This window comes from Aeromonas sp. R7-4, from assembly GCF_040908055.1.
Taxonomy (GTDB): Bacteria; Pseudomonadota; Gammaproteobacteria; order Enterobacterales; family Aeromonadaceae; genus Aeromonas; species Aeromonas sanarellii.
On the sequence record NZ_JBFODA010000026.1, the window covers coordinates 205,561 to 221,671 of the forward strand.

Sequence of the window (16,111 nt, forward strand, 5' to 3'; positions counted from 1 at the left end):
GCCGCCTGCCCGCAAGCTCACGCCAGCGAATGGCGCACGGCCTGCGCCGGATGGGCGGGGGTTGTCTCCGACCCTGCCAGCGGATTGCGCTGCAGATACTCAAACAGCCCCGCCTGTAGATTGACGCTCCAGAAACGCCCCGCCAGGGTCAGCGCCAGTGTCTCCCCGGTCAGCTCGGCCAGGCCATGCTGCTGCCAGCGTTCAAAGAGCGGCAACAAATGCGCCCGCAAAGGGGATGGCAAGCGCCCGAGGACAAGCCAGCCGGTGTCGAGTGCCCCGCGCAGCAGCCCGTCGAGGCGGGCATCCGGATTGGGCCTCATCACCATGCCGGGGGCGCGCACACCCTCCGCCAGCGCCGCGTGCCAGGCCGCCAGATCCCGGCCATACATCAGGCCGTGGCCCAGCACGTTGCCTCCCGCTCCCGCCCCGAACGGGAGGATCTCGGCGCCCCGCTTCGCCATCTGGTTGTAGCGGCTCTGCTCGGCATCGCTTCGCCGCCAGTGGCTGCAGGAGAGCCGCTGCCATCCGGCCGCCTCCAGGGTGCTGGCGCCATGGGCATACATGGCGGCCCGTTGCTGCCCGTCCGCCGACCATCCCGCCTTGCCCCCGGCTTCGGCGCGCGCCAGGTTGGTGCCCGCCATGGAGATGAGCTGATAGAGATCCACCCCGTGCACGCCGCTCGCCATCACGTCCGCGATGTCCTGACGCCAGACGGCGTCGTCCTGACCGGGCAGGCCGAAGATGAGATCCGCGACGATGACGGCCTCGTCGCACCGGGTCAGCGCCCCCAACCGGGCGAGCAGGGTCTCCCTGTCGTCGAAACGGCCCGCCTGCCGGCGCACCCCGGTATCGAAGCTTTGCACCCCGAACGAGAAGCGGTTGAACCCCCCCGCCAGGGCCGTCTGCCACTTGGCGTCATCGAAACCGTTGAGCCGTCCCTCCAGGGTCAGCTCCGCATCCGGGGTCAGGGGGAAGGCGCGGATCGCCTCGCCGAGGCGCGTCAGATCGGCCACCGCCATGTCGGTCGGCGTGCCGCCTCCCACATAGACAGCCGAGAAGGGCTTGCTCTGCGCGAGCGGTGTCTTCGCCGCCCGGCTCAGCTGGTCGCACAGGGCCGCCACATAGCGGCTCATGCGCGCCGGGTTGGCGCCGTTTTCGAAGAAGTTGCAGAAGCTGCAGCGCTTGCGGCAGAACGGAATGTGGATGTAGATCGCCCGCTCCCCGGCCTCGCTCTCCCGCTGCCACCAGGCGTGCCAGCCTGCATCGTCGAGCATCAGCGGCCCCCCGCCGCCCCGGCTGGCGTGGGCCGAGGTCTTGGCGGTAAAGGCGAATCTGAGGGGATCCGGGGTCGCAAGCCCGGTCATGGTCCGGGTCAGCAGGGGTGTCATCACGAGGGGCTACCATCTGGAAATAATGCAAATGATAACGAATATCAATTAAGTCTTGCTTGTGCTGGATCAAGCCCAGGGCACGGGACTCGTCTCCCCGATCCTGTCAGCCGGCAAGCCATGGGGAGTACAAGCGTCGAAGGGGCATGGGTCGGGGCGAGAGGGCCACTCCCCGCCAGGAGAGTGGTGGCACACACGCAGTCGGACTGACAGAAACGGGATCCCGGCGGGATCGTGACGCCGACGCAGGGTTGGGGGTTCAGTCGTTGCCGATGATGATGGCGACGCGGCGATTCTCCGCCCGTCCGGCGGCGGTGCCGTTGTCGGCGATGGGCGCCTCTTCACCGCGGCCGCGGATATCCAGGTTCCCTTGGGGCATCCCCACCGACATCAGGACGTCGGCCACGGACTGGGCCCGCTTCAGCGAGAGCTGCTGATTGTAGGCGGCTTCGCCGTTGGAGTCGGTGTGGACGTCAACTCTGGCCCGGTTCAGTCCCACGTCGATGAGGGCCTTGCCGAGCCGCTCCACCACCTGACGAGTCTGGGGATTGAGGGCCCCGACATTGTTGGCAAACAACACCTTGTTGGAGATGTCCAGGGTCCAGCCCTCGTCGGTCAGGTGAAAGCCCTGCTCCTTGAGGGTGGCGACCTGATCCGCCGTGAGCCCCTGCGGCACGCTCTGGCATGCGGCCAGCAACGTCAGCAGCAGCGCGACAAGCCCCGTTTTGATCGGGTTCAAAATGGTCATTGTTATCATCCTTTCACTATTTCGGTTCAACTTCACGTGGCTCTCTTGTGCTCTCTCCCCTCCTCCTTCCGTTGTCGTTTGGCTTGATACATGGCGTCGTCGGCGCACTGCAACAGGGCGTCCGCCGTCTCCCCCTGCTCGGGATAGAGGGCGGCGCCCATGCTGATGCCCACCCCCAGATGGCGGCCGTCGCTCAGGACCACAGGGGTGCTCATCGCCTGCTGGATCCGCGCCATGACCTCGTGCACCTCGCTCTCTCCCCGGACTGGGGCGAGCAGGATGACGAACTCGTCCCCCCCGAGGCGACACACCAGATCCAGCGGCCTGAGCTGGTGCTGCACCCGACGCGCCAGCGCGATGAGCACCTCGTCCCCGATGCCGTGGCCCAGGTTGTCGTTGATCTGCTTGAAGCGGTCGCAATCGAGATAGATCAGGGCGAAGCGCTCCTGCTGGGTGCTGCCCGCCTGGATGGCCTGCCCCAGGCGCGCCTCGAACAGGGCGCGGTTGGGCAGGCCGGTGAGGGCGTCATGGGTCGTCCGGTGCAACAGGCTGGCGTTCTCCCGCTTCTGATGGGCCTGCCAGGCCTCCAGCTCGTCGAGCAGGGAGTTGAAGTCCTCCCCGAGCTCGTGCAGTTCGGCAATATTGGCCGCCGGCACCCGCTGCTTGAGGGCGCGCTGGCGGCTGACGTTGTAGGCGACCTCGGTCAGGGCCTTGAGGGGGGCCGTGATGGAGCGCTGCATGCGGCGCGCCACATGGAGCGCCCCGAGGATGCTGAGCAGCAGGCACACCAGGGTCGCCAGCAGGGTTTGCAGCAGGAAACGCAACAGGAACTGCCCGTGGCCGACCAGGAGCACCCGGGCTATCTCCCGGTGCTCCCGCACCATGGGCTGCACCACGGGCCCCGGCAGGATGAGGCGGGCCAGGTGCTGCTCCAGCGCGGTCCAGGGGGTGGTGATGGCCCGGCGCCAGCTCGCCAGCACCTGGCCGTCCGGCAGCACTATGCTGGCGCTGGCGATATCTTCCCGGGAGGTGATGGCCTCCAGGGCGTCTCTCGCCGCCTCCTCGTCATCGAACACCACGGCCGCCTCGGCGGTATAGCTGATGGCCCGCGCCACCAGCTTGAGGTTGTGATCCGCATAGAGGCGCAGCGCCAGCAGTGCCGTGACGGTCAGGAACAGGCCCGCCATGCAGACGGCGGTCAGGGAGATCATCATGTGGGTGCGCCCCAGGCTCTGGCGCAGGGTGAGCCTCTGGCCTGCGTACGGGATCCTCATCGCGGATCCTCGTCTGCCCGTGCGAGTTTGAGCACGGCCGGGTGCACCCGCACGCCGCTGCGGGCGAGCGCATCCAGGTTGACCCTAAAACGCACCCGCTCCCCTGCCTGCAGGCAGAAGACCGCGTCGGCGATGCACTCGCGGCTCTGCTCGCTGATGCTGAGGATGGCGTGCCCCCGCAGCCGCTCGAACAGGGAGAGGCGCTGCTCCGAGGTCAGGATCCCCAGATAGATGACATCGCAGCGCCGGGTAAGCGCCTCGTCGTCGAACTCGTAGCGATGCACCTCCACCGGACGCCCGTTGGCCTGGCGGTCTATGGCGAGGAGCGATGCCGCGTATTCCGTCGGAGCCGTGATGCAGACCTGCAGCCGGGCAGGCTCGCTGGGCCAGCGGGTATAGCTGAGGATGTCGAGCACCGTCTGGCGCACCATGTCGCTGCGCACCTCGGCCGAGGTGGCGGCCACGGCGGCGTTGGCCAGCACCAGCATGCAGACCAGCGGCACCAGCCACGTCAATATCCGGATGAAACAAAACAACTGCATGATGCCCGCGCTTATGTTCACGCCGGCGCCGGAATGGGCCGACGCCCATGAAGGGTGTGCCTGAAGGGGAGTCGCACCGAGCTTACCAGCCGGATGGCCGAGCCCCATCCGTATACGCACAGGGTGCGTCACCCCGTGTCGCAACGGCGCCCCCGAGGGGCAGGGCACAGTCCTCCGGCAGGGCGCGCCGAGGCTACTTCTTGCCAATCCCGTATTCGCGCAGCTTGTTGGCGATGGCGGTGTGGGAGACCCCGAGCCGTTTGGCCAGCTGGCGGGTGGAGGGAAATGCCGGGTAGAGCCGCTCCAGCAGCCGGCTCTCGAAGCGTTTCACCGCCTCGTCCAGCCCCCCCTCGAACCACTCGTCGATGAGCGGCATGGCATCCGCCGCCACCGGCAGATCCACGTGCTCGGGGCCGAGCTCGTCCCCTTCCAGCAGGGTCATGGCACGGTAGAGGCAGTTGCGCAGCTGGCGCACGTTGCCGGGCCAGCGGTAGGCGGTCAGGTATTCGGCCATGTTGCGGGTAAAGCGCGGGCGGGGGCGCTGCAACTCGCTGGCGAAGCGGGCGACGAACTGCTGGGCCAGGGCCATGATGTCCGCCTTGCGCTCGCGCAGCGGCGGCAGGCTGAGGCTCAGCACGTTGAGGCGATAATAGAGGTCTTCCCGGAACTTGCCCTCGTGCACCAGATCCAGCAGCTGCTTCTGGGTGGTGCAGATGAAGCGCACGTTGACCCTCACCTCCTGCTCGTCCCCGACCCGGCGGAACACGCCGTCCTGCAGTACCCGCAGGAACTTGGTCTGCAGATGGGGGGACATGTCGCCGATCTCGTCCAGCATCAGGGTGCCACCGCTCGCCAGCTCCAGCACGCCGCGCTTGCCCTCGGTGTTGTTGCCAAAGGCGCCTGGGGCATAGCCGAACAGCTCGCTCTCGGCCACGTTGTCCGGCATGGCGGCGCAGTTGAGCGCCATGAAGGGGTGGCTGGAGCGCAGGCTGGCACCGTGACAGGCGCGGGCCAGCAGCTCCTTGCCGGTGCCGGTCTCGCCCACGATGAGCAGGGGGGCATCCTGCATCGCGAGCTTGGCGGCCTGGGCCAGCACCTCTTTCATCTTGGGGCTCTCGGCCTGCAGATGCTCGAAGCCGCCCACCTCCACCGCGTGCAGGGCGCTGAAGTGCATGCCGACCCGGCGGGCGGATTTCAATACCACCACGGCGCCGGCCAGGGCCTGCCTGCCCTTCTCCTCGGCAACGAAGAGCGGCATCAGATCCCCGAGGTACTCCTCGCCGCCGAGGCTCAGCTTGCAGGTCTGGGGCTTGATCTCGCTCGCCTCCAGCCAGCGGGTGAAGGAGAAGCCCTTGACCAGGGAGCCGAGCGCCACGCCGCGCACCTCGTCCACCGACAAGCCGAGGGTGGTGAGGGCCGCCTGGTTGGCCTGGGTCACCCGCCCCTTGCTGTCGAGGGAGAAGACCAGATCCGGCAGCGCCTTGAGCAGGGCCTCGATCTCGTGGTGCTCCCGCTCGGAGGGCATGTAGGGGATGGTCTTGACGTCGTAGACCCCGGGAATGCGGCGGATCTCCGGCATCAGGTGCTGGAAGTCGCGAAACTCCAGCTCGGGAAAGTTGAGATAGATGATGCCTGAGGTATCGATTTCGATGCCGCGCAGATCGATGTTGTGCTCCACCAGTCGGTCGAGCAATTCCCGGGTCAGGCCCAGACGGTCTTCACAGCTGACTTCAAGACGCATTCGGCACACACTTCCTAGCTAACATTCTGAATGACCGGATAATACAGACTCGATCCCGCCAGTGCGAGCGCTCCCCCATAAAAATGCGGGCCCGCCCCGTTTTCACCGGGCAGGCCCATCTTGTGCCGTGTTTTGGCGGCGATTACTTCAGCAGCTCGTCGGTGCGTGCCGCCATGATGAAGTCGTTGCGATGCAGCCCACCTATCTTGTGGGTCCACCAGCTGACGGTCACCCTGCCCCACTCCGTCAGGATCGCCGGGTGGTGAAACTCCGCCTCCGCCAGCTCGCCGAGCCGATTGGTGAAGGCCAGCGCCTCCTTGAAGTTGCGAAACACGAATTCGCGCCTCAGCTGCAGCTCGCCGTTGACCACCAGGGGCTGCCAGTCGGGGATGAGGTGCATCAACTCGCCCAGCTCCTCGTCGCTCACCTTGGGGGCGTCGGCGCGGCACGCCTCGCATCGTTGACTCGCCAGTTCAGACATTCGGGACTCCTTTCATTACTGCATCGTGGGGATGGAAACGGGTTAGCTCGCCTGCTTGCCGGAAACGGGCGCAAAGCGGGGCGGACGCAGGCCGAGGCGACGGGCCTGGGCGACGGCGTCCATGATGGCCTGGGGTGCCAGACGGTAGAGGGTATCCAGGCTCGGCAGCACGAAATAGACGGGTTGCATGATGTCGATGCGATAGGGGGTTCGCAGTATTTCCAGCAGATCGAAGGGTTGCAGCTCGGGTTTGCCGGAAAGCGCGTAGGCGGTCTCGCCGATGGAGGAGAGGATACCGCCGCCGTAGATACGCAGCCCCTCGCCCCCCTGCAAGAGCCCGAACTCCACCGTAAACCAGTAGAGCCGAGCCAGAAAGACCCGCTCCTCCTTGCTGGCACCGAGCCCGAGCCGGCCATAGAGGTGGGTGAAATGGGCGAAGGCCGGGTTGGTCAGCATGGCGCAGTGGCCGAAGATCTCGTGAAAGATGTCGGGCTCCTGCAGGTAGTCGAGCTCGTCCCGGCGCCGGATGAAGGTGGCCACCGGAAACTGGCGATCCGCCAGCAGGGCGAAGAAGCGGTCGAAGGAGATGAGCGCGGGCACCGCAGTCACCGACCAGCCGGTGGCTGGGGTCAGGGCGGCGTTGATCTCGCCCAGCTGCGGAATGCGATCCCGGGGCAACGCGAGTCGCGCCAACCCTGCCCGGTATTCGTCGCAGGCCTTGCCCTCCAGCGCCGCGAGCTGGCGTTCGATCAGGATCTGCCAGGTGCCGTGCTCCTCGTCCGTGTAGTGGACCCTGCCCTGTGCATCCGGTTGATGCGCCGTGTAGAGACTTGCCATGAATGCTTCCATCCTCTGGGTGCCGACCCCGCCCTTCGGGCGGTGACTCGCCTGCGAGCCATGGGATCATGGTAACGGTTTGCCCCCCAAAAAAGCAGCCGACCCAAGGGTCGGCTGCCGCGGACATTTGTAAATAATTTGTGACAACCACAATCGACCCCTGGCCCGCCACTCACCCCTTGTTGAGGTAGCCCGCCAGCTGGCCGATCAGCCGCTTTCTCAGCTCGCCCAACTTCGGCTTCTCGTCCGCGCACCAGGGCAGCGGGCGGCACGCCTCCATGGTGCGCAGGCCCAGACGGGCGGTGAGCAGCCCTGCCCCCACCCCCTGCGCCGCGCGGGCGGAGAGCTTGGCGGTGAGCTCGGCGCCCAGCAAGTCCATGCCCACCTCGGTCACCAGCTCGGTGGCGCCCGCATAGAGCATGTTGCGAAACACCTGGCGAATGAGGCGAATGCGGCTCCAGTAGCCGAGCTCGATGGCGTAGACGTCGGCGATGTCCTCGATCATCCGCAGGTTGCGCCACAGCATCAGCATCATGTCGACGGTGGCGAGCGGGCTCAGGGCCACCAGCACGGCGGCCTCCCCCGACCATTTCGCCACCCTGGCCTGTGCCAGCCTGTCCCGCTCGGTCAGCACCAGCTGGCTGTAGAGGGTCAGCACCTCCCGGTCGCTGTGGCTCTCGTCGAGCTGGGCGAGCCAGCTGCGATACCCCTCCCGCCCCTTGTCACCGCTGCGCTCGGCCAGCTGCTCGCAGAACGCCTGCCCCTGCCCGACCCCCTGATGGGCGAGCAGGTCTTCGGCCCGCGAGCGCACGTCCTGGCGTTTTTTAAGGGTGCGCAGACGCAGCCATTCGCGCCCTGCTACGCCGGCCGTGCCCACCGCCACCAGGCCGCTGGCGAGCAGCCAGGCGCCGCCCCAGAACGGCGACGAGGCAAACTGATCGACGAGGAAGACGCCGAACTGACCCAGGGAGAGCAGACCGACCGCCCCCAGCCCCCAGGCCAGCAGGCGGTGGCGGCGCGGCCTGGGGGTGAGGGCGGGCTCGACCTCGGTGAGTTCGTCCAGCGCCTCGAGACGCTCGAAGCTCGCCTCCTCCAGGCGCTGGGCGGGAGCCGGTGGCCGCTCTTCCTGCGCCGCCAGGGCGGGTTCCAGGATCACCTTGCCTTGCAGCGGTGCCGGTTTGATCTGATCGTTCATCTTGTTGTCTGCTCCTTCGGACGATGCCGGTTATTCGAGGTGATCCCCGAGCAGAAACTCCAGCGCCGCGTCGAGCCGGATATGGGGCAGCGCCTGATGGGCGCTCATGGGCAGCGGGCGAAATGCCTGAAAATCGAAGCCCTGGGTGTGCCACCACTGGGCCGGCGGTATCTGGGAGGGCACCTCCCCCGGGAAGACGAGCAGCGGCTCGCCGGCGAGGCTGGTGCCGCGAATGGCCGGGAACTCGCGGCCATTGGCCATTCCCTTGCCGACCTCGGTGGCCTTGATGGCGGCGAGCGCCAGACACTCGGTCTCTATCCCCTCGAAGCGGGCCTGACCCCGGCCGCGACTCACCAGGTGCTGCAAGAGGGAGACCAGGGGAGCGTGCTGCTCCGGGGTGACGTGATCCGCCTTGCTCGCCACGAACAACAACTTGTCGATGCGCGGGGCAAACAGCCGCCGCCACCAGTTGCTCTTGCCATAGGCGAAGCTCTCCATGATGCGGGCGATGGCCTGCTGCATGTCGCCGAAGCTGGCGGCGCCGGCATTCAGGGGTTGCAGGCAGTCCACCAGCACGATCTGGCGATCAAAGCCCGCGAAGTGCTGCTCGTAGAAGCCCTGCACCAGGTGCTGCTTGTACTGCTCGAAGCGCTGCTTGAAGGTGGCGTAGAGGGTGCCGTCGGCCGGGGTCCGGGCCGGGACATCCCAGACCCAGGGCACGAACTGCAGCAGCGGTGCACCGGCATACTCCCCCGGCAGCACGAAGCGCCCCGGCTGGATGAGGTGCAACCCGAGCTCCCGCTTGCAGGCGTGCAGATAGTCGGTGTAGCGGGCCGCCAGCTCGCTGGCCGCTCGCTCCTCTAAGGGCTGATCCGCCTGCCAGCCGGGCGTCAGCCAGCCCGAGGCCAGGGCCTGCAGCTCGGGGCGGCGCAGTTGCCCACGCACCTGCTCGCTCCACTGCTCGTAGTCGAGCTCCAGCAGCGGCAAGTCCAGCAGCCACTCCCCCGGGTAGTCCACCAGATCCACATAGAGGGTGGAGATCTCCCCCAGGTGCCGACGCACCGGGTGGCGGGTGCGATAGCGGATCTCGAGGCGCACCTCGGCCACCCCGCGGGTGGGCTCCGGCCAGGCGGGCGGCTCGCCAAACAGGGCGTCCAGGCCCCGCTCGTAGGGAAAGGTGGGGATGTGGGCGTTTTGCTGGGGCACCCGGCGGGCCCCCAGGATCCGCCCCTGGCGCTGGGCATCCCAGAGCGGCAGCCGGCCGTCGATGGCCGCGTGCTCCAGCTGGTTCACCAGCGCCGTGATGAAGGCGGTCTTGCCGCTGCGGGAGAGGCCGGTGACCGCCAGCCGGATGTGGCGATCCCGGGCCCGGTTCACCACCTCGAAGGCCTTATGCTGCAGCACGGACCAGGAGTGTTCGAGTTTGTTACGTATCAAGGCGGGTCTTTGCCTCCTTGTTGTCAGGTCGGGCGCAGGGGCCACGAGGCATCACCCTCGGGCCCAGGGCATTACAGCTTGCTGAACTCCCGCTGCAGGGTGAACTCCTTGGAGGTCACCAGCTTCTCGAGGCGCTGCACCCTGGGCTCCAGGCTGTCGAGCTCACGGGCGATGCGGCCCAGGGCCTGATGGGGAGTGATCCCCGCCTGCCAGCTGCGCGCCTTCATGCGCACCTCGGCAAACTCCTCCTCCTGCTCCCCGTAGAGGGTGACCGGCTTCTTGTCGAGCAGGAACCAGGCGGCGATGTAGGCGGTGAAGGTAATGAAACCGGCGAAGATGAGGCCGCTGATGGCCAGCAGCCGCACTATCCAGGTCTCGACGCCGAAGTAGTCGGCAAGACCGGCACAGACGCCCGCTATCTTGCCCCGCTGGGGGTCACGATAGAGATTGCGTTTCTCTCTGCTCCACTGTGTCATACCCTGCTCCTCCAGCCCGGGACTTCAGCGTCCAGAATCGACTCCAAGGCCCCGACCCGCTCCTGCATCTTCTCGGCACGGGCCAATAACCCCTGCAACTGTTCCCGCTCGCTGTCGGCAAGGCCTGCACCGATCCGCCCCTTGGCGCGGTAGTGCAGCACCAGCCAGATGGGGGCCACCACCACCATGAAGACCACCATGGGAACCATCAACACACCCAGCAGATCTTCCATCTGTTACTCCCCCTGTTTGCTGTCGCTCTGACCGAGTTTCTGGCGCATGGCCTCGAGCTCGCGGCTGATCTGATCGTCGGCTTCCAGCTCGGCAAACTGCTGGGCGAGCGCTTTGTCGGACTGGCCCAGATCGGCGCGGGCCTCCATCTCGTCGATGCGGCGCTCCATGCGCTCGAACTTGCTGACCACGGACTGGCTGCCGCCACGGGCCACCTGGCTCTGGACGTTGAGGCGGCTGCTGGCCGCTTCGCTGCGAATGGCCATCGCCTTCTGGCGGGCACGGGCGTCCTCCAGCTTGGCTTCCAGCTGGCGGATCTCCTCCCCCAGCTTGTCGATGCCGCTGTTCACCGCCTGCAGCTCCCGTTCGAGGGTGTCGGCGAGCTCGGTCTGCTTGCTCTTCTCGATGAGGGCGGCCCGGGCCAGATCCTCGCGTCCCTTGGTCAGGGCCAGCTCCGCCTTGCCCTGCCACTCGGCGACCCGCTCCTGATGGCGGCTCACCTGGCGACCGATCTCTTTCTGGTTGGCGAGGAAGCGGGCCAGGTTGGAGCGCTCCTTCACCAGTTCATCTTCCATCTCCTGGATGATCAGACGCACCATCTTCTGGGGATCTTCCGCCTTGTCCAGCAGGGACGTCAGATTGGAATTGATGATGTCGGCCAGGCGGGAAAAAATGCTCATGATTGTACTCCTGTGATAGGCATCGGGTTGTTTCTCCATTGACAATGGCAACTTGTGTGCCAATCTGGAACAATTATTAACTTGTTGATTTATATGGGCACTCCCGTTGACATTCAAGTGCCCCAGAAACAAGAGATGATTAAAATAACCAACTTTTGGTAAGATTAACCAGATTTTTCAACGATACAGGGGCAGGGATGACCACGGCCACGGAAAGTCTGTTGGGTGAATCCAACGCGTTTCTAGAAATCATCGAGCAGGCCTCGCGCCTCGCGCCCCTGCGCAAACCCGTGCTGATCATCGGCGAGCGGGGGACCGGCAAGGAGCTCATCGCCCACCGCCTACATTATCTCTCGGATCGCTGGGATCAAAGCTTTGTCACCATCAACTGCGCCACCTTGAGCGAGAGCCTGCTGGAGACCGAGCTGTTCGGCCACGAGGCGGGCTCCTTCACCGGCGCCGCCAAGCGCCATCAGGGCCGCTTCGAGCGGGCCGACGGCGGCACCCTCTTCCTCGACGAGCTGGCCACCACCAGCGCCCGGGTGCAGGAGAAGCTGCTGCGGGTCATCGAGTACGGGGAGTTCGAGCGGGTGGGTGGCGCCAAGGCGCTCAAGGTGGACGTGCGGCTGGTGTGCGCCACCAACGAGGATCTGCCGGCGCTGGCCGACAAGGGGCAGTTTCGCCACGATCTGCTGGACCGGCTCGCCTTCGACGTCATCACCCTGCCCCCGCTGCGGGAGCGGCGCGAGGACATCCTGATGCTGGCGGAGCACTTCGCCCACGGCATGACCCGGGAGCTGGGCTATCCGCTGTTTGCCGGCTTCTCGCGCAAGGCGACCCAGCTGCTGCTGGACTACCCCTGGCCCGGCAACGTGCGGGAGCTGAAGAACGTGGTGGAGCGCAGCCTCTATCGCCAGGGCAACCCCCAGTTGCCGCTGGCGGAGCTGGTGCTCAACCCCTTTGACTCCCCCTGGCGCCCCAATGCCACCGGCAAGACCGTTGCCGCAACCCCCGAGCCGACACAGGTAAACGGTGCCTCTGCCCCGAACCTGCCGCTGGATCTCAAGGGGGCGGTAGCGGAATACGAGATTAATTTACTCAAGCAAGCGATGCAGCAATCCCAGTATAATCAGCGCAAAGCGGCCCAGTTGCTGGCCCTGAGCTACCACCAGTTCAGGGGCATGCTGCGCAAATACCAGCTGCTCGACGGGGATGACAACAGTGGCAACCTGGAGCAGGGCTGATGCCCAAGGCCAGGTCTGTGCGTGCTGTGCGTGTGGACTGCGCAGCGCGACGCACGCCAACCCCGATGGGAGTGCCCGCCCGGCAGGCTCCCGCAACGCGCCCGCCCCATGGTGGGCAACTTTGTCTGACAACATGGTTCCAACATGAGAATGCTCACCCCCCTGCTGATCGGTGTCCTGGTACTGGTCGGCGGCTGTCAAAAACGCGATGAGGCCTCCAAAACCGGGCTCATCTATTGCGCCGAAGGGGCTCCCCGGACCTTCAACCCGCAACTGGCCAACTCGGATGCGACCCTGGATGCCAGTGCCCGCCCCCTCTACGATCGCCTGCTCGAGGTCAATGCCAACACCCTGGACATCGAGGGGGGGCTCGCCACCCGCTGGCGGGTGAGCGAGGACGGCCTCTCCTATACCCTGACCCTGCGCAAGGGGGTGACCTTCCACCACACCCCCTGGTTCAATCCGACACGCCACTTCAACGCCGATGACGTCCTGTTCACCTGGCAGCGCCTGCTGGACGAGCAGCACCCCTTCCATCACGTCTCCGGCGGCGAGTATCCCTATTTCTACGGGCTGGGGCTCAGCAGCCTCATCAAGCGGGTCTACAAGAAGGGCCCCCGGGAGGTGGTGTTCGAGCTCAGCCGGCCTGACGCCTCCTTCCTCGCGACCCTGGCCAGCGACTACGCCATCGTGCTGTCGGCGGAGTATGCGCAGCAGATGCAGGAGGCCGGCACCCCGGACCTGCTGGACAGCAGGCCCGTCGGCACCGGCCCCTTCAGCTTCAAGGAGTACCGCCACAACGAGTTCGTGCGCTACCTGCGCCATCCCGGCTACTGGGGGGGCGAGGCCAGGATGGAGCAGCTCGTCTACGACATCACCCCCAAATCCTCCAAGCGACTCGCCAAGCTGCTGACCGGTGAGTGCGACGTCATGAGCACCCCCTCCGCCAGCCAGCTGTCGGTGATCGACAAGGACTCCCACCTGGATCTGTCGGTGCAGTCGGGGATGAACGTCGCCTTCCTCGCCCTCAACACTCGCAAGGCGCCCTTCAACAAGGTGCAGGTGCGCCAGGCGCTGGCCAGCGCCATCAACGTGCAGAACCTGCTGCAGGCGGTCTATTTCGAGACGGGCCAGAGCGCCGCCAGCCTGTTGCCGCCGCTCTCCTGGGGCTACAACCCCTCCCTGCCCCAGCGCAAGCAGGATCTCAAGCTCGCTCGCCAGTTGCTCAAGGACGCGGGTTACCCCAACGGCTTCGAGATGCAGGTGCTGGTGCAGCCCGGCGCCCGCCCCTACAACCCGGACGGCCTCAAGACCGCCCAGCTGATGCGCAGCGATCTCGCCAAGATTGGGGTGAGCCTCAAGATAGTGCAGCAGGCCTGGCCGGTCATCGAGACCCGGCTCGCCAAGGGGCAGTACGACAGCCTGCTCTCCGGCTGGATCGCCGACAACGCGGATCCGGACAACTTCTTCCGCCAGTTGCTGAGCTGCGCCGCCGTCGAGCGGGGCAACAACTACAGCCGCTGGTGCAGCCCGGCCTTCGATCAGCTGCTGGACGACGCTGTGACCACCCCGCAGCTCGCCTTCCGCCTGCGCAACTATTACTATGCCCAGTCCCTGCTCAACGAGCAGTTGCCGCTCATTCCGCTGGCCCATGCCCTGCGCACCCAGGTGAGTCGCAACGACATCCAGGGGCTGAGGCTCATGCCCTTCGGGGGCACCACCTTCAACCAGGCCTATCGGGAGTGACGATGACTGATACCCATCCCATCGGCGGCGGCCGTCGGCGCCCATCGGCGCAGCCGCACCTGGAGGCATAAGCATGTTTTTCTATATTCTGCGCCGCATCACCCTGCTGGTGATCACCCTGCTGGTGCTGACCCTGGGGGCCTACCTGCTGGAGTTTCGCCTCGTCACCCAGGTGCTGGACTTCTGGCACGGCTATCCTGACTTCCTGCTGCGGATCTTCGCGGGGGACTTCGGCCTCTCCAGCGTCTCGGGCCAGCCGGTGCTGGACGAGATCCGCCACTATTTCCCGGCCACCCTGGCGCTCTGTCTCGCGGCCTTCGCCATCTCGCTGCTGGTGGGGATCCCGCTCGGGACTCTTGCGGCCCTCTACCAGGGGCGCGGACTGGATCTCTCCATCATGGCCGCCGGCCTCGTCGGCTATGCCGTGCCCGTCTTCTGGCTGGCCCTGCTGATGGTGATGTTCTTCTCCCTGGATCTCGGCTGGCTGCCCTCTTCCGGCCAGATCAGCCTGCTCTACGACGTCCCCTCCATCACGGGGATCGCCATCGTCGACGTGCTGCTGAGCGAGGAGCCCTGGCGGGAAGCGGCGCTGCATGACGCCCTGCGCCACCTGGTGCTGCCCTCTCTGGTGCTGGCCGTGGTGCCCACTACCGAGGTGATCCGCCACGTGCGCAGCTCCCTCATCGACGTGATGAAACAGAACTACATCAAGGCGGCGGCGAGTCGTGGCCTCTCCCGTCGCCAGATCGTCTGGCGCCACGGCCTCAAGAATGCCCTGCCGCCCGTACTGCCCCTGCTCGGGCTGCAACTCGGCAGCGTGCTCACCTCCGCCATGATCACCGAGGTGGTGTTCGACTGGCCCGGCATCGGCCGCTGGCTGGTGAGCAGCATCGCCCTGCAGGACTATGCCGCCATCCGCGGCGCCTCCCTGGTGGTGGCCAGCTTCGTCATCTTCATCAGCGTCAGCACCGAGCTGCTGACCACCATCATGTATCCGGCACGGCGCAAAGAACTCTATGCACGACAAGACTGAATCCGCTGACGGCCAGGGCGGGAGCCTGCATCATGCACGATAAATCGAACATCTATCCGGAGCTCAGGATCCTCTCCCCCCTCGAGCAGACCTGGGCCTCCTACCGGCGCAACCCGCTGGCCATGGCGGGGCTCTGGTGCTTTGGCCTGCTGCTGCTGGTCACCCTCATCGGGCCCCTGGTGATCCCCTACGGCATCGACGATCAACACAGCAACCGCCTGCTGCTCGCCCCCTCCTGGGCCAGTACGGGCAACATCGACTACTTCCTCGGCACCGACGATCTGGGCCGCGACATCCTCTCCCGCCTCGTCGCGGGCGCCCGCCTCACCTTCGGCAACGCCCTGCTGGTGGTGGTGATCGCCCTCGTCGTCGGCTCGGCCATCGGCATCCTCGGCGGCATGAGCAAGGGGGTGAAGTCGAGCGTGCTCCATCACCTGCTCGACACCCTGCTCTCCATCCCCTCCCTGCTGCTGGCCATCATAGTGGTGGCCATCCTGGGGCCTGGATTGTTCAACACCCTGATCGCCATCACGCTGGCGCTCATTCCCCCCTTCATCCGGGCGACCTACAACGCGGTCCACGCCGAGATGCAGAAGGAGTACATCATAGCCAGCCGCCTCGACGGCTCGCCGCCCCTGCGGATCATGCGCCTGGCCATACTGCCGAACATCGTCGAGACCCTGGTGACCCAGACCACCCGTACCCTGTCCGCCGCCATCCTCGACATCTCGGCGGTGGGCTTCCTCGGCCTCGGGGCCCAATCCCCCCAGCCGGAGTGGGGCGCCATGCTGGCCGACTCCAGCGATCTCATCTACCTCGCCCCCTGGACCGTGACCCTGCCGGGCATGGCCATCCTGTTCAGCGTGCTGGTGACCAACCTGGTGGGTGAAGGCATTCGCGAAGCGCTTAAAGAAGGGAACGACTGATGCAATGTTCTATGCCGAAGAAAGGCATGCTCACCCTTGTTCTCCGCCCATTGCCGTACGGCGTGCTGGTCAACCCATCGCTGGTGGGCGAAGGGATCCGCGAAGCACTCAAAGAGGGGAACGATTGATGAT

At 66.1% G+C, this 16,111-nt stretch carries 17 protein-coding genes; 5 read left to right on the forward strand and 12 right to left on the reverse strand.

The window, feature by feature from the left end; genetic code table 11:
* Positions 1-17: 17 nt before the first annotated feature.
* The 12 genes from hutW to pspA all read right to left on the reverse strand — a co-directional run bounded on the left by hutW (position 18) and on the right by pspA (position 11,030).
* Complete coding sequence (gene hutW / locus AB5Y72_RS05780) at positions 18-1,388, reverse strand: heme anaerobic degradation radical SAM methyltransferase ChuW/HutW (protein WP_368198742.1); 1,371 nt, start codon at positions 1,386-1,388, stop codon at positions 18-20.
* Between the two features lie 259 nt (positions 1,389-1,647).
* Complete coding sequence (locus AB5Y72_RS05785; protein WP_368198675.1) at positions 1,648-2,136, reverse strand: OmpA family protein; 489 nt, start codon at positions 2,134-2,136, stop codon at positions 1,648-1,650.
* A 32-nt stretch (positions 2,137-2,168) separates the two neighbouring features.
* A complete protein-coding gene (locus AB5Y72_RS05790) occupies positions 2,169-3,410 on the reverse strand; it encodes a diguanylate cyclase (protein WP_368198676.1) in 1,242 nt (413 codons plus the stop codon).
* The gene (locus tag AB5Y72_RS05795; RefSeq protein WP_216990139.1) at positions 3,407-3,952 is read right to left on the reverse strand and encodes a YfiR family protein; all 546 of its coding nucleotides are present in this window, start codon (positions 3,950-3,952) and stop codon (positions 3,407-3,409) included. Before AB5Y72_RS05795 ends, AB5Y72_RS05790 begins: the two co-directional genes overlap by 4 nt.
* Positions 3,953-4,145: 193 nt before the next feature.
* A complete protein-coding gene (tyrR, locus tag AB5Y72_RS05800) occupies positions 4,146-5,693 on the reverse strand; it encodes a transcriptional regulator TyrR (RefSeq protein WP_209792035.1) in 1,548 nt (515 codons plus the stop codon).
* 142 nt (positions 5,694-5,835) lie between these two features.
* Positions 5,836-6,174 carry a 4a-hydroxytetrahydrobiopterin dehydratase gene (locus tag AB5Y72_RS05805; RefSeq protein WP_042075512.1) on the reverse strand — a complete coding sequence of 113 codons (339 nt, stop codon included), beginning with the start codon at positions 6,172-6,174 and terminating at the stop codon, positions 5,836-5,838.
* Positions 6,175-6,216: 42 nt separating this feature from the next.
* Positions 6,217-7,011 carry a phenylalanine 4-monooxygenase gene (gene phhA / locus AB5Y72_RS05810; protein ID WP_209792031.1) on the reverse strand — a complete coding sequence of 265 codons (795 nt, stop codon included), beginning with the start codon at positions 7,009-7,011 and terminating at the stop codon, positions 6,217-6,219.
* Positions 7,012-7,183: 172 nt separating this feature from the next.
* Positions 7,184-8,206 (reverse strand): TIGR01620 family protein, encoded by a 1,023-nt coding sequence (locus AB5Y72_RS05815; RefSeq protein ID WP_325782269.1) that lies wholly within the window; start codon positions 8,204-8,206, stop codon positions 7,184-7,186.
* 30 nt (positions 8,207-8,236) lie between these two features.
* Positions 8,237-9,643: a YcjX family protein gene (locus AB5Y72_RS05820; protein ID WP_325782268.1), complete on the reverse strand. Its 1,407-nt coding sequence runs from the start codon at positions 9,641-9,643 to the stop codon at positions 8,237-8,239.
* Positions 9,644-9,714: 71 nt separating this feature from the next.
* Positions 9,715-10,119 (reverse strand): envelope stress response membrane protein PspC, encoded by a 405-nt coding sequence (gene pspC, locus AB5Y72_RS05825; RefSeq protein ID WP_042075505.1) that lies wholly within the window; start codon positions 10,117-10,119, stop codon positions 9,715-9,717.
* Positions 10,116-10,352, reverse strand: coding sequence for an envelope stress response membrane protein PspB (gene pspB / locus AB5Y72_RS05830; RefSeq protein WP_042075503.1), 237 nt, complete (start codon positions 10,350-10,352; stop codon positions 10,116-10,118). Before pspB ends, pspC begins: the two co-directional genes overlap by 4 nt.
* Before the next feature lie 3 nt (positions 10,353-10,355).
* Positions 10,356-11,030, reverse strand: coding sequence for a phage shock protein PspA (pspA, locus tag AB5Y72_RS05835; RefSeq protein WP_042075501.1), 675 nt, complete (start codon positions 11,028-11,030; stop codon positions 10,356-10,358).
* A gap of 197 nt (positions 11,031-11,227) precedes the next feature.
* On the opposite strand from pspA, the gene pspF reads away from it, so the two are divergent.
* From pspF to AB5Y72_RS05860, 5 genes are all read left to right on the forward strand, one after another.
* Positions 11,228-12,274, forward strand: a complete 1,047-nt coding sequence (gene pspF / locus AB5Y72_RS05840; protein WP_216990136.1) for a phage shock protein operon transcriptional activator — start codon at positions 11,228-11,230, stop codon at positions 12,272-12,274.
* Positions 12,275-12,424: 150 nt separating this feature from the next.
* Entirely contained in the window at positions 12,425-14,020 is a 1,596-nt protein-coding gene (gene sapA / locus AB5Y72_RS05845) for an ABC transporter substrate-binding protein SapA (protein WP_209793099.1), read from the forward strand.
* A gap of 73 nt (positions 14,021-14,093) precedes the next feature.
* The gene (locus AB5Y72_RS05850) at positions 14,094-15,053 is read left to right on the forward strand and encodes an ABC transporter permease subunit (protein ID WP_209792021.1); all 960 of its coding nucleotides are present in this window, start codon (positions 14,094-14,096) and stop codon (positions 15,051-15,053) included.
* Positions 15,054-15,085: 32 nt separating this feature from the next.
* Positions 15,086-15,979, forward strand: a complete 894-nt coding sequence (locus AB5Y72_RS05855; RefSeq protein ID WP_042075494.1) for an ABC transporter permease subunit — start codon at positions 15,086-15,088, stop codon at positions 15,977-15,979.
* Positions 15,979-16,107 carry a hypothetical protein gene (locus AB5Y72_RS05860; RefSeq protein ID WP_302055599.1) on the forward strand — a complete coding sequence of 43 codons (129 nt, stop codon included), beginning with the start codon at positions 15,979-15,981 and terminating at the stop codon, positions 16,105-16,107. Before AB5Y72_RS05855 ends, AB5Y72_RS05860 begins: the two co-directional genes overlap by 1 nt.
* Positions 16,108-16,111: the final 4 nt, after the last annotated feature.